Source organism: Methylocaldum sp. GT1TLB, assembly GCF_051027445.1.
Classification (GTDB): Bacteria; Pseudomonadota; Gammaproteobacteria; order Methylococcales; family Methylococcaceae; genus Methylocaldum.
Window position 1 is genome coordinate 1,543,522 of sequence record NZ_CP194898.1, and the last position, 13,766, is coordinate 1,557,287.

General features: G+C 59.6%; 12 protein-coding genes. 8 read left to right on the plus strand and 4 right to left on the minus strand.

Features of this window, described 5'->3' with window-relative positions:
- Positions 1-338 precede the first annotated feature (338 nt).
- The 3 genes from ACR2R1_RS06720 to ACR2R1_RS06730 all read right to left on the minus strand — a co-directional run bounded on the left by ACR2R1_RS06720 (position 339) and on the right by ACR2R1_RS06730 (position 2,423).
- Entirely contained in the window at positions 339-908 is a 570-nt protein-coding gene (locus ACR2R1_RS06720; RefSeq protein ID WP_156881990.1) for a PIN domain-containing protein, read from the minus strand.
- Positions 909-927: 19 nt separating this feature from the next.
- Entirely contained in the window at positions 928-1,878 is a 951-nt protein-coding gene (locus ACR2R1_RS06725; protein ID WP_156882071.1) for an IS1595 family transposase, read from the minus strand.
- An 80-nt stretch (positions 1,879-1,958) separates the two neighbouring features.
- A complete protein-coding gene (locus tag ACR2R1_RS06730; protein WP_156881619.1) occupies positions 1,959-2,423 on the minus strand; it encodes a helix-turn-helix domain-containing protein in 465 nt (154 codons plus the stop codon).
- A 452-nt stretch (positions 2,424-2,875) separates the two neighbouring features.
- Between ACR2R1_RS06730 and ACR2R1_RS06735 the strand changes: the two genes are divergently transcribed.
- Together ACR2R1_RS06735 and ACR2R1_RS06740 are read left to right on the plus strand one after the other, a co-directional pair.
- The gene (locus ACR2R1_RS06735) at positions 2,876-3,136 is read left to right on the plus strand and encodes a ribbon-helix-helix protein, CopG family (RefSeq protein WP_077732364.1); all 261 of its coding nucleotides are present in this window, start codon (positions 2,876-2,878) and stop codon (positions 3,134-3,136) included.
- Positions 3,127-3,534 (plus strand): type II toxin-antitoxin system VapC family toxin, encoded by a 408-nt coding sequence (locus ACR2R1_RS06740; RefSeq protein WP_156881620.1) that lies wholly within the window; start codon positions 3,127-3,129, stop codon positions 3,532-3,534. Before ACR2R1_RS06735 ends, ACR2R1_RS06740 begins: the two co-directional genes overlap by 10 nt.
- Before the next feature lie 281 nt (positions 3,535-3,815).
- On the opposite strand, the gene ACR2R1_RS06745 is transcribed toward ACR2R1_RS06740, so the two are convergent.
- Positions 3,816-4,331 (minus strand): tyrosine-type recombinase/integrase, encoded by a 516-nt coding sequence (locus tag ACR2R1_RS06745; RefSeq protein WP_156881621.1) that lies wholly within the window; start codon positions 4,329-4,331, stop codon positions 3,816-3,818.
- 618 nt (positions 4,332-4,949) lie between these two features.
- Between ACR2R1_RS06745 and ACR2R1_RS06750 the strand changes: the two genes are divergently transcribed.
- The 6 genes from ACR2R1_RS06750 (at position 4,950) to ACR2R1_RS06775 (ending at position 13,747) form a co-directional block, all read left to right on the plus strand.
- The gene (locus ACR2R1_RS06750) at positions 4,950-6,233 is read left to right on the plus strand and encodes an esterase-like activity of phytase family protein (RefSeq protein ID WP_434113240.1); all 1,284 of its coding nucleotides are present in this window, start codon (positions 4,950-4,952) and stop codon (positions 6,231-6,233) included.
- A 366-nt stretch (positions 6,234-6,599) separates the two neighbouring features.
- Positions 6,600-7,115 (plus strand): archaeosortase/exosortase family protein, encoded by a 516-nt coding sequence (locus ACR2R1_RS06755; RefSeq protein ID WP_077732368.1) that lies wholly within the window; start codon positions 6,600-6,602, stop codon positions 7,113-7,115.
- Positions 7,108-7,728 (plus strand): hypothetical protein, encoded by a 621-nt coding sequence (locus tag ACR2R1_RS06760; RefSeq protein ID WP_434113242.1) that lies wholly within the window; start codon positions 7,108-7,110, stop codon positions 7,726-7,728. The genes ACR2R1_RS06755 and ACR2R1_RS06760 overlap by 8 nt, the downstream gene beginning before the upstream one ends.
- A 46-nt stretch (positions 7,729-7,774) precedes the next feature.
- The gene (locus ACR2R1_RS06765) at positions 7,775-10,381 is read left to right on the plus strand and encodes a S8 family serine peptidase (protein WP_434113244.1); all 2,607 of its coding nucleotides are present in this window, start codon (positions 7,775-7,777) and stop codon (positions 10,379-10,381) included.
- A gap of 159 nt (positions 10,382-10,540) precedes the next feature.
- Positions 10,541-13,078, plus strand: a complete 2,538-nt coding sequence (locus ACR2R1_RS06770; RefSeq protein WP_240502646.1) for an ExeM/NucH family extracellular endonuclease — start codon at positions 10,541-10,543, stop codon at positions 13,076-13,078.
- Between the two features lie 60 nt (positions 13,079-13,138).
- Positions 13,139-13,747, plus strand: a complete 609-nt coding sequence (locus ACR2R1_RS06775) for a hypothetical protein (RefSeq protein WP_434113246.1) — start codon at positions 13,139-13,141, stop codon at positions 13,745-13,747.
- Positions 13,748-13,766 lie beyond the last annotated feature (19 nt).

A 13,766-nucleotide genomic window follows, 5' to 3' on the forward strand; every position in this document is an offset into this window, starting at 1 on the left:
AATCGCGGACCATTTGGATCAACAGCCAGCCGAGCATCAAGAATACCGTGACGAAGACCATTGCGCCGAAGAACTCGATCACTCGCAGGATGCCGACCTACACGAGCATGACGGCGTGATACGGCAGCGGGTCAGGGTGTCAGAGCGGGTCAGGGTGTCAGGCTTTGGTTATTAGCGGGTCAGGGTGTCAGGCTTTGGTTATTTGACTTTCGCCCCCTGCTCAGAGCGTTCGCTTCCGGCCGCGATTCATTTCGTCCAACAGCCGCTCATTGACGCTTCGCGCATGTTCGATGTCCCAGATCCGGATCGCTTCTTCACATTCGAATTCGAACTTTCGATTAAAGAGCGAAGGACATGCTTTTAAGGGTGCTGACGGTTTCCGGAATGCCTTGTCTCAGTAGGGTATCGAGGTAGTCTTCAACCGTTTTTGCCGGGTGTTTTAAGCTCCGCCGGTGGCTTGCGGCGGCTTCCAAAACCTTAGAGGCATCGAGATCGAATAGATCCAAGATGAAGTCATCGGGGTGAATCGCTTCAATGTCGTACTTGGCGAGCTCTCGTGCCGGGAAGTCTTTCAGGTTGAACGTGACAATCAGGCTGGACTGGCTCCGGATCGCGACCGCCAGAACATGGCGGTCATTGGGATCGGGAAGGTCGAGGGTAGGAACCAGGTATTCGTAACCCGTTACCAAGGCGTCCCGGACGTTGCTGTCCATGAGCTGTTTGGTTCGGTTGAGCTGGTCTATGGTGAGATCCGGCCGTTCGGCGATCAGGTTTCGAATCCATTCTTGATGGATTTTTTCGCTCCATTTGGCCCGGTATAGGTCGGTCAACGCAAGCCACATCAAGAAGTCGCGGAGCGGTGCGGGATAAAGCACGCAGGCGTCATATACGACAGCAAAGTTGCTCATTCATCAATAGCCCACCTGATTAGCGATGAACTTCAGCCAAGCGAATTTGCCACTCGGGTCGAGGCTTAGCGAACGCCGCGGCGCGCGCCAGCCGTTGAAGCAGGGTTTTGAGATTGAAACGCCGATTGAAGCGGTATTGGAACTCGGCCAGGTACCGCTGGGCGTATTTCTCGAATTTGAACGCGTGATAGGTGCCGGAAATGGCTGTCTTCAGGTTGCTCAACATCGTATTTACCCAATGGAACTCCGGATGTTGCGCCGACTGCCGCCCAGAGCCCAGGATCAGGCGATGATGGCAAGCGACGACCTGGTGCAGCCTCCGAAACCCGCTCAGGCCATCGGTGAGTGCGTAGGTCGACGGGGCCAAGGCGCGTTTGGCCCAGTCCGCGATAGCCTGCTGCGTGAACGGCAGGGGATCGACGCGCAGGAACAACGGACGCCCGTCGTCCGTGGTTTGTACCGCCATCACAAAGGCCAACTTGTTTTCGGAGCCACGCCCCGGTTTCCCCGGCCGCTCACCGCCCAGGTAGGCATCGTCGATCTCGACCCGCCCGGCCAGCTGCCGATCCGTTTCCCGTTCCGCCATCACCTGGATCAACTTGTGCTTCACCAGCCATGCCGTGCGATAACACACCCCGAGATGGCGCATCAGTTCCAGTGCCGAGACATTGTTCTTGGCCTGGGTCAGGAGATACATGGCCAGAAACCAGGTGGTCAGCGGCAGCTTGGTCGCTTGGAAGATCGTCCCGGCGATCAGCGTCGTTTGGCTCCGGCAGTGTCCGCATTGCCAGTATTTCCGCCCGGTCCGTTCGAACACCGTGTGGCGCGCGCCGCCGCAGACCGGACAGCGGAAACCGTCCGGCCAGCGCAGGGCCTCCAGTGCCGCTTCGCACTGCGCTTCACTGCCGTATTGCGTCAGAAACTCGGCCAACGACAAACCCTTTTGAAATTGCACCCGGTTCATAGGCATGGGACACCCCGCTTGTGATAGATGCCCATAGTCTAAGGACCCTAGCGGCTCACTATGTGAGCCTGTACTGAACTTCGTCGCTAATCAGGATAGCCCATGTTGAGTTCTTGTGCCTGGGCCGCCAGTTCTTCTAATGTCTTCCGCCGTTCCTGGTCGATGCGTGTTTTGTAATTGACGACATCCTGATACCGCACTCGGCGGTGTTTTCCAACTTTGTGATAAGGGATCGTTCCCTCATCCAGGAGTTTTATGAGGTAAGGGCGGGAGACATTGAGGATGTCGGCCGCTTCTTGAGTCGTCAGTTCGGCATGTACCGGAATTAAGCTGACGGCATTGCCTTGCGCCATTTCGGAGAGAATGTCAATCAGGAGCCGGAAAGCAGCGGTGGGAATTTTTACCGCTTCATGCTCCCCTTTTTGATCAATCACTCGTATGGCTTGCGCTTCTTCTTTGGTCTTTAAGTACAAGGACAATTGCCGGCTACTTTCCTTGGCAAGCGTTACTTCGGACTCGGTTGGAAGTTCCGGTTTTACGTTCGCGTTCATGGCAGTTTCATTAATCAGCTTCAGTATTCAGTGCTCAGTGCTCAGTGCTCAGTGCTCAGTGCTCAGTGCTCAGTGCTCAGTGCTCAGTGCTCAGTGCTCAGTGCTCAGTGCTCAGTGCTCAGTGCTCAGTGCTCAGTGTCATGATGACATCTATTCGAAATATTCGCAACATTCGAAATATTCGAATCACAGTTTAAGAGGGATATATCCGAGAATGGGAAGGAGTCAGGCTTTCGTTGTTTGACTTGTGCCTGTGGTCAGAATGTTCGTTTCTTACTACGCTTCATGCTGGCCGACGACCACCCATTACAGTCAACAATCCGTGGAAAAGTGGTATAAACCAGTTTTAGATAATACGGACGTCAAGCCAAGATGGAATGAATTTGTGGCATGCAGTTGAGATCGAAGAGGCCTAGGGGCGGAGTTTAAGAAAACAGGGCAGAGGCGTTGAAATGATTACCGTGAACCTTCCGAACAATCTTGAAACCCGATTGGACGAGCTGGCCAAGAAGGCCGGGAAGACCAAGGAAGCTTGCGCCGAGGAAGCCATCGTGGAATACGTCCAACAGATCGAAAAAAAACTGGGCACGACCGATACGAGACGCCGAAAGCTCCTGAACTTCCTGAACGATCTTAACCGTTCTCCCAGGAAGCCGAGATCGGCCCGAGAAATCGAGGAAACCATTCAAGAGGAACGCGATGCTTGGGATTAGCCGTGCTCGTTTACCTCGATAGCTGTATCGTCATTTACCTGATCGAGAAACATCCCGAGTTTTACCAGTCCCTTCACGATGTTTTCCGATCGACCGAAGCGGATTTTTGCATCTCGCCTTTAGTGAAGCTGGAATGCTTAACTGGCGCTTTTAAACGGAACGATCCGTCTCTCGTTTCAGACTTTGAGACGTTTTTCGACTCGGCAATCACGCTTCCAATGCCTGAATCCGTGTTCTTGAATGCCGCAAGGCTCAGAACGTCCTTCAATCTGAAAACGCCGGACGCCCTGCATCTGGCGACCGCCGAACTACATAAATGCGACGAATTGTGGACAAACGATGATCGGCTAACCAAAGTCTCCACAATTCGAGTTGTCAACAAAACGTCAACGCCATAGCCGCTTAATGCTCCTTTAAAGCTACCCCAACCCTTCTTAGAGGCTATCCCAGTAGGCTCAAGAAACCCTTCGACCGGCCTGTCCTGAGCGGAGTCGAAGGGCTCAGGGCGAACGGCCTACTGGGATAGGCTCTTAAGCGCTTGTTTTGCGTGGCTTTAGATTGCTTTGCGTCGCATCGCAACGCTTTCATAATGCGGGTTTCGGCGGTTCAAGTCCGTCCGTAGCTCTCAAAATCAAAGACTTATGGCAGCTCTGAATCGGCTGCCGTAATTTTGCCGGAATCACGCTCTTTTCACGAGCGTGACCTCAGGCCTCTTCTCCTCGCCGCACAGCAGTTCCACGCACTCGATCAACCGCGCGATTTCCACACGGCTGTAATGCGTGGTGATCCGCCCGACATGATGACTGAGCGAGTCCTGCCGGTCTTCCAAGCTGCCCCCCGCGGCACGCAAAGGCATCCCGAAGGTATGCCGAAGATCATGGACCGGCACCGGCTGAAGGCCCGCCGCTTCCCGCGCTTTCCGCCAGGCCTTGTCGTTCATCCTCGACACCTTTTGGCCGTCGAGATCGAACACCCGCTCCGAGCCGTTGCCCCGCCCTGAGGCGACGATCGAGCGCGCCACCGTATTGAGCGGCACAATCCGTTCGCGGCCATGTTTGGTTTCCGTTTCGGGGATGACGAATACCGTGGTGTGCAACCCCTTGACGTCATGCTCCCAGTCCCAGCGCAGCCCGTAAATCTCCTGATCCCTTAAGCCGGTGTGAAGGGCAAACAGCGTCCTCGGGATCTTTTGCATTCAACACCCCCGTCTCCTTATTGGAAACTTTGGTTTCCGCGTTTTCCACCTTAATCCACCTTAGAGCATTTTCATACCGACTGTACGGGCACTCGCGAGTAGGTCGGGAATCCCTTCCCAATCGCAAACGGTGTCTCCGGGAGCGCCGGAGCCACCCTTCCAATCGCAAACGGTGTCTCCGGGAGCGCCGGAGCCACCCTTCCAATCGCAAACGGTCATCCGGGGAGCGCCGAAGCCCCCCTTCCCGACGCCACGTCCCGGCCGAGCGTCTTCGTCGGAAGGGTCGCGACTAAAGCGACCGTTTGCGATTGGGAAAGGATTGCCGACCTACGAATGCTTGAATCAATTCATCCGAACCGAGGCGCAGTTGGCGATGGCTCGCGAGGTCGTACGGTGTGCCTCCGTGCATGTTCTCTGGCAGCGTCACCGAGCAGTAACACTCCGCCCCTAAGGTTGGTGGTTTCGTGTGCCGCCGCCTGTCAGCTCCTCGAGCGAATCGGGTGCGCGGCACGCGGTGCGACTTCACTCAACGACTTCAGGAGAACAAATCCCGTGAAAACAAATGCCTGGAAAATTGTCATGCCTTTCGCCCAAGCCTCCGCCCTGACCGCCGCAGTCGTGGCCACCGGCGTTCAGGCAACGGAACTCACCGGTTTTGCAATGCTGCCGGCCAACACGTTTGCCGTCGGCCCGACTTCCGGACAATTCGCCGGTGCAGGAGCTGGTGGCAACAGCCTGCCGTTGGTCGACAGGCAGCCGGTCCAGGGTTTTTCGGCCGTTCTGAGGGGCCCGACCGGCAGTTCCTTCTACGTGATGACGGACAACGGTTTCGGTGCCAAGACCAATTCCGCCGACACCCTGCTGCGCCTTTACGCCATGCGGCCCGACTTCAAGACGTGGAACGGTCGATCTGTGGTTGGCAGCGGCAAGGTAAGCCCGGCCGAGTTCGAAACCGGCAAGAAGCTGAGGGCCTTCACCAGCAAGAGCTTTATCAGTTTGAACGACCCGGACCACAAGATTGGGTTTGACATCGTCGCCGGCATGGCGAACTACCCCAATGGCGCGAACGACATCCCCGTTGACTCGAGCATTCAAGCAAATCGACTGTTGACCGGCTCGGATCTCGACATCGAAGCGGTACGTAAGGACAAGAACGGCAATTTGTGGTTCGGAGAAGAATTCGGCCCGTTCCTGGTGAAAACCGACCACAAGGGCAAGGTTCTACGCAGCGAGATCGCCACCCCCAACATCCTTCCGCCTGGCTCCTCGGCCACCGGTCCAGACGTCATGTCGCCCCAGAACCCTTATCTCGGGGCAGGTATTCCTAACCTCGGCACCTCCCGTGGCTTCGAGGGCATGGCGATCAATCCGGCCGGCGACAAGCTCTACACGCTGCTGGAAGGCACCGTGACGGGCGATCCGGTTAAGACGCTGCGAATCAACGAATTCGACATCGATACGGAAAGCTACACGGGGAACAATTGGCTGTATCAGCTCGAAGCGGAAGGGACCAACATCGGCGACATGACCGCGATCAACGATCATCAGTTCATCGTCATCGAGCGTAACGGCGGCACCGCGACCAACGGCACGCCGTTCAAGAAGCTCTACCTGGCTGACATGGCAAGCGTCGCCAACGGCGGTTTGGTAAAGAAGACAGAACTGGTGGATCTGATGAACATCCCCGATCCGCACGACTTGAACGGCGACGGCAGCACCACCTTCACCTTTCCGTTCGTGACCATCGAGGACGTGTTGATCCTGAACCCAACCACCCTCCTGGTGATGAACGACAACAACTATCCTGGCACCGGAGGACGGGATTCGAATTCGGACAATAACGAGTTCATCAAAATCAAGCTGGATCACCCTTTGGACTTTCGCGGCCGCCGTCAGCATTAAGGCCCGATTTGCGCCTCAGCGATAGGGATTAGCACCGACGCGCCGGGGGCATCCGGCAGTCCCGGCCTAAAACCCAGCGATTCGCCTTGTCGGGCGTTGGGTTTTTGCCGCGATCCGACGCTATCTGCGATCTCCGGCTTGCCAACGGAGCGCCGAAGCCGCCCTTCCCGACGGTGCAGTTGGGCCAACGGATTCGTCGGCAAAGGCTTGCCGACCTACGAATGCTTGAATCCATTCACCCGAGCCGAAGGCGCCAACGACGTCCGCCAAGCACGTTTTGTCGTACGAGCGGGATGAAAACGCTCTAGCCGACACCATCCGAAACATCGAATCAGACTCGGTACAGATCGCTAAAGAACAGCCGACATGGCGCTTAGAGAACTCAAATCCATTGTTGCTTTCCTGTTGATCTTCGCCGGGCTTCAATGGCTTTACGGCCTTGGGCGCGGAACGGCCGTAGAGCGCCTGCTCATCGACATGCTGACGGTCCGGCCGAGCGTGGCACTGATCAACCTCATTACCCCCGGCGAAAACGTAAGGGCAGTGGGCCACAGCCTGGTGTCGCCCCATGCTCGGCTCAACGTGCTTAACGGTTGCGAAGGTATCGAAACGTTTTTCCTGCTGCTGGCCGCGATTCTGATCCATCGCACCTCCTGGCGGCACAAGCTGAGTGGCGCCGTCCTGGGCGTTGTGTTCGTCCATGGTCTTAATCAGGCGCGCATCGTGACGCTGTTCTACGCCTTTCGCTACGACAAGTCCCTGTTCAGCCTGCTCCACGGTTACATGTTGCCGGTGGTGTTGATTCTGCTGACGAGCCTGTTTTTCCTGGCCTGGGCCGTAGCCTGTAAAAAGGCTGCCAATGGATCGACTCTGCATGCTTAAGACCGGCGGGACCTTGGTTGTCGCTTACACGGTCTTGCTGGCTCTGTCGGTTTATCTGGGCGACGATTACACCCGGTTCTGGTTTCCGGAGTATCGGTGGGTGCTGGGCTGGGCGCTGCCCGAATTCGAAGTCGAAGATTTGACCCTGGCGATCGTTCAGGGCGATACGGTGGTCCGGGCCAAACTCACGGCGATCCATGTCTTCTACCTGGGGGACCGGGAAGTTCCCAGGGGAACCGAAATCGTTTGCTCGACGTTGGCCGGGCACGCCGTACTTCATCCCCTGCTCATGATTCCCTTGTGGCTGGCGTGGCCGGGATTTTCGCCAGCCTGTAGGCTCGCCGTTCCCATCCTGGCGCTGCCCGGATGGGCGGCGATCGAGGCGCTGGATATTCCGTTGATACTGGCGGGAAGCGCCTGGGATCTGCTGCTGTTTCAGTTGGCCCCCAACGAGTTGCCGCACTCGCCCATGGTCGCCTGGATGCACTTCATGAACGGCGGCGGGAGATCGGCCCTGTCCCTCGCCATCGGGATGCTGCCGCTGGTCGCAAGCCAAACGATATTACGGTTTCGCCTACGGGTGAGGGAGCGTTTCATCAAGTTTTTACCTTAGGACGTTAAGGTTTTTGCACTGCGTGTAAACCAAAACGGACGTGGGCATGAAATCTCGATTTCCTAACCAAGCACAGACGCCGAGAAAGATCGGAACCTATTGGGCTGTCGTATTGATCGCCTGGCTGAGCATGCAACCGATCATGGGGGCTGCCGCACTCCCGGTGTCGCAATCCGCCAGCGAGTCGAAAGCCCCGCCCGATGTCCTCGCTCGGCTGGAGGCGGGAGCGCCGCAGGATCTGATCGTGTTGTTCGACGATACCGCCATCGAGAAGGAAGCAGCCGATCTTCGCGCCCAAAAGGGGCTAGGCTACGACGACGCGCCTATCCTGGCCTTCAAATCGGGCCGTTACCGTACTCTGAAGCAACGGGCCCTGGCGGCGCCCGGCGCTGCGGAGCGCGAGTTGCTGCGGGATTATGAGCATCTGCCCATGGCATTCCTGCGGTTTCGGACGGCGGGGGCCTTGCGAGCATTGTTGTCGCGTCCCGAAGTCAAAGCGGTCTATCCCGACCTCGTACTCCACCACAAGCTGAACGAGAGTCTGCCCCTGATCCATCAACCGATACCCACCGGCTCCGGTCGAAACGGTGCGAATACCACCGTCGCCGTGCTCGATACGGGCGTCGATTACACCCATTCCGCTTTCGGCTCCTGCACCGCACCGGGCGTTCCTTCAGGCTGCAAGGTGGTGGCGGCAGTGGATATCGCGGCCGACGACAATACCCGCGACGACAACGGCCACGGCACCAACGTGGCGGGGATCGCGCTGGGCGTTGCGCCGGGAGCGAAAGTCGCGGCCCTGGACGTGTTCACCGGCTCGACCGCCTTCGGCAGCGACGTCATCGGTGGAATCGACTGGGCCATCGCGAACCGGTCGGCCTACAATATCGTCGCCATCAACATGAGCCTAGGCGCCGACACGAAGTTCACCAGTCCGTGCAGCCAGCTCTCCGGAGCGAACGGCAATCCGTTCCGGACGCCCATCGCCAATGCCCGGGGCGCCGGCATTCTCACCGTGGCGGCCGCCGGCAACGAGGCATACCTGGACGGACTGCCCATGCCGGCGTGCACGCCCGAGGCGGTCTCGGTGGGCGCGGTGTACGACGCGAACCAGGGCCAAAAAGCCTGGTCCGTCTGCACCGACGCGACTACCGCAGCGGACAAGGTGGCCTGCTTCTCCAATACGGCGTCTTTTCTGACCTTGCTGGCGCCGGGCGCAATGATCAGCGCCGCCGGCTGGATCGCCGGCGGAACATCGCAGGCCACGCCTCATGCTGCGGGCGCGGTGGCCGTGCTGCGTGCGGCATTCCCTTCGGAGACGCTGGATCAGACCGTCGCCCGCCTGACCGGGAACGGCATCGCGGTCACCGACACCCGGCCTGCGGCTCCCATCACCAAGCCGCGCATAGACTTCACGGGCCTTTTTCCGGCCCCCGCCAACGACCGCTTCGCGAACCGCATCGCGCTGAGCGGCGCTTCGGGGCAAACCAACGGCTCGAACGAGTTCGCGAGCAAGGAGGCCGGGGAGCCCAATCACGCCGGGAACGCCGGCGGAAAATCCGTCTGGTGGACATGGACCTCGCCCGGCTCGGGCCAACTGGCGCTGGATACCTCGGGCAGCGCCGTCGATACCCTGCTGGCCGTCTACACCGGAACGGCGGTCAACGGCTTGGCGGCAAAAGCTTCCAGCGACGACAGCGGCGGGCCTCAGAGCCAGGTCGGTTTGGCCGTGCAGCCCGGAACGACCTACCAAATCGCCATGGACGGCAAAAACGGCGCCTATGGCACCATCGTCCTCCACTGGAATTTCATCGAGAACGCCGCGGATCTCTCGGTCACCTTGTCGGACAATCCGGACCCCGTTCTTCAAGGAGGCGAACTGGTTTATTCCGCCACCGTGACCAACCAAGGCCCCGCTGTGGCGGCCGGAGCGAGCCTGACCGACGCACTTCCGGCCGGCGTGAGTTTCCTCTCGGCGTCTCCCGGCTGTTCCCACCTGGCAGGTACGGTCACCTGCAACCTCGGCGACCTCCCGTCCGGCGGTTCCGCCAACGCAACGATCAGCGTGCGGGCCGATGCCGCGGGTTCCATTCAGAATACTATCCAAGCCGCTTCCGCCACGCCGGACGGGAATCCGGCCAATGATGCGGCCTCGGCCGACACCACGGTGACTGCCGCCGCCGATCTTGCGGTCACCGTGAACGATAGTCCCGACCCGGTCGCTGTGGGTGCTCAGCTCGCTTATCAGATCACCGTCATCAACTCGGGTCCCGCGGATGCTCAAGGCGTCACGGTGACTGACGCGCTTCCCTCGGGTGCGGTTTTTCTATCCGCCTCGGCCAACTGTACGCACAGCACTGGGGTCGTAAGCTGCGATCTGGGTCCATTGACGAATGGCGGAGCCGGCACCGCTTTCATCAACGTTCAGCCCGTCGCCGCCGGCAGCCTGGTCAACTCCGTCAGCCTGAGCAGTCCGACAGCCGATCCGAATTCCGCAAACAACAGCGCCGGCGCGTCGACCACGGTCAATGACGCTTTCCCGCCTGAATCCGGCAACGACGGCGATATTCCCACGCTACCCCAATGGGGCATGGTGGTCATGGGCGCGATGCTCTGGCTTGGTCGCCTCGTGACGAAACGGATTATTCCATAAGGAATCTCTGATTAAGTCCTTCGACAGGCCTGTCCTGAACCAATCTCCGAACGGGCTTCCGTTTCGGAAACTGTCACGTGACCTTCAAACGGCGGTCACAAACGGCCGTTACCGTGTCTTCGCTCTACGGGACCGGCAGATTTTCCGTTGAAAGCCCCCGTGATCGATTTCTCCGAAACAAAATTCCAAAAGGACAACAACATGATGCGCAAGGTATTGACCGGCGCGGTGCTTGCGGCGCTGGGCCCTGCCGCGTACGCCGCGACGCCGGTTTTCATCAATGAAATCCACTACGACAACGCCGGGACGGACGCTGGCGAAGCCATCGAGATCGCGGGGCCGGCCGGCACCGATCTGAGCGGCTGGAAAATCGTCCGCTACAACGGCAACGGCGGCGGCACGTACGCCACGCCCGCCGCGACCACGTCCGAAACCCTTTCCGGGACGATTCCGGACCTGGGCGGTACCGGCTACGGCGTGATCACGATCGCTTACAACCAGGACGGATTGCAGAACGGCGCCCCGGACGGCATCGCCCTGGTGGATGCGTCCAATCAAATCGTTCAGTTTCTGAGTTACGAGGGCATGTTCACCGCCACCAACGGGCTTGCCAACGGCCTCACCAGCACCGATATCGGCGTCAGCGAAAGCAGTTCCACACCGGTCGGCGGATCCTTGCAGCTTACCGGAAACGGCATTTTCTACGAGGACTTCACTTGGGTAGCTTCTTCCGGTAACACCTTCGGTGCGCTCAATGCCGGGCAGTCTTTCGCTTCCGCTCCGCCCCCGCCATCCTCCGTCAGCCTGATCAGTACGGTGCAGGGCACCGGCCTGTCCAGTCCCGTCGTAGGTGCGGCCGTGACGGTGGAGGCCGTTGTTGTGGGCGACTTCCAGGGCGCGACCGAGTTGAGCGGCTTCTTCGTTCAGGAGGAGCCGGCGGATTACGATGCCGATCCCGCTTCGTCCGAAGGCTTGTTCGTCAACTCCACTATCGCCGTCGATCCGGGCGATTGGGTGCGGGTGACCGGAACCGTGACCGAAACCAACGGCCTGACGACGCTGAACGCCTCCTCGGTAACTGTACTCGCCAGCGGAAACCCGCTGCCGGCGGCGACGCCCGTAACCCTGCCCTTCGACGGATCGGCCACCGATCGGGAGCGCTACGAAGGCATGCTGATCAACTTGCCCCAGAGCTTGACCGTCACCGAAAACTTCCAGCTGGGCCGCTTCGGCCAGATCGTGGTGTCCTCGGACGGTCGCCTTCGGAATCCGACGCACGTCGCTTTGCCTGGCGCGGCGGCGAATGCGGTGGCGGCGGCCAACGACCTGAATCGGTTGTTCGTGGATGACGGCTCCAACGTCCAGAATCCCGACCCGGTGATTTTCCCGGCTCCCGGCTTGAGCGCCGGCAACACGCTACGGAGCGGCGACACGCTGACCGGCGCGACCGGGGTGATGAGCTACGCCTTCGGTGCTTTCCGCCTGCTGCCCACGGCGGACCCCCTGTTCGTGGCGGACAATCCGCGCCCCGCGGTTCCGCCCGCGTTGCCCGGCATCGGATCGCTCCGCATTGCCAGTTTCAACGTGCTGAACTACTTCAACGGCGACGGCTTCGGCGGCGGATTCCCGACGGCCCGCGGCGCCGAGAACCCGGCCGAGTTCACCCGCCAGAAAGACAAGATCGTCCCCGCCATCCACGGCCTGAACGCCGACGTGATCGGCCTCATGGAAATCGAGAACGACGACGATGCTTATCCGGCGATCCGGGATCTGGTGGACAGCCTCAACGTCTATGCCGGGTCCGCTCAGTACGCCTTCATCGACACCGGCATCGTCGGCACCGACGAGATCCGCGTGGCGCTGATCTACAAGCCGGCGAAAGTGAGCCCGGTCGGGTCGTTCGCGATCCTGGACTCCTCGGTCGATCCCGATTTCATCGACACCAAGAATCGGCCCGCGCTGGCCCAGACCTTCCTGGACAAGCTGTCCAACAAGAAGCTGACGGTGGTCGTGAATCACTTGAAGTCCAAAGGCTCGGCTTGCACCGACGTGGGAGACCCGGACGTGGGCGACGAGCAGGGAAACTGCAACCTGACCCGGACCAGGGCTGCCCAGGCCCTGGCCGACTGGCTGGCGGCGGATCCCACCGGGAGCGGCAACACCGATGTCCTGGTCATCGGCGATCTGAATGCCTACGCCAAGGAAGATCCCATCCGGACCCTGGAACAGAACGGCTTTACCAATCAGGTCGCGGCTTTCCTTGGCGAGGACGCATATTCCTACGTGTTCGACGGCGAAGCAGGCTATCTGGATCATGCCCTGTCCAGTTTGACGCTCACTTATCAGGTCAAGGGCGTCGCGGAATGGCACATCAACGCGGACGAGCCGATCGCGCTCGACTACAACACCGACTTCAAGACGCCGGATCAGGTCACCAGCTTCTACAGTGCCGATCCGTATCGTTCGTCGGACCACGATCCGGTCGTGGTGGAAGTGCTGGTGCCGGGCGATCTCGACAAGGACGGCGACGTCGACGTAGCGGACCAGAACCGCTTCCGCTCCGCCTTGGGCAAGTGTTCGGGCCAATCCGGCTATTTGGCGGAGGCTAACTACGACGGCGTCGGCTGCGTGACCTATGCCGACTACCAGCGCTGGTATGGCCACTACACTGCCTATCGTGTCAACGCAGGCCTTTAAACAGCGATCGGCCGCCCCGTTGCAACGAGGCGGCCCTTTACCCCTAACTGGAGATAAACGATGTTGATTTTTAAAGCCCGCCTCGCAATTGCCATTCTGGGGCTATTGGCCGTGGCCCCTTCCCACTCGGCCGTGGTGTCGCTCAATTTGGTCGGGAATGCCCCCGTGCTGGTTGGCGACAGCTTCAGTATCGATTTAACGTTGACTCAGCCCTTCGATGGGTTGGACGCTTCCGATGAATTGCTGGCGTTCGGATTCGACACGGTGCTGAACGGTACCGCCGCTCAGTTCACCGGCGTCACGTATTCGCCGTCCTTCAGCGATGACAGCGGCCTGGTCAAACTGGATTTGGCGGGATCGGCCTTCCCCGGCATTGCCAACACTCCGGCCAACCAAACGCTGACGCTGGCGACGCTCAATTTCCAGGCGTTGTACGCCGGAAATATTGATCTGGGCGTGTTGGGCAATCCGTCCGAACCCAATCAAGGATTGTTCTTCAGCCTCTCGGGGCCGCTCGCCGCCAATGCCGGTCTGTCCTTGAGCATTCAGTCCAGCGCGGTTCCCGTACCGGCCGCCTTTTGGCTGTTCGCCAGCGGGATCTCGGGGCTGGTGGTGCGGAGTGCATGCCGAAAAAGTTGTACGATCGGCGCACTCAGTCTACGAAGATAGCCGTTGGGCCAACGGGTTT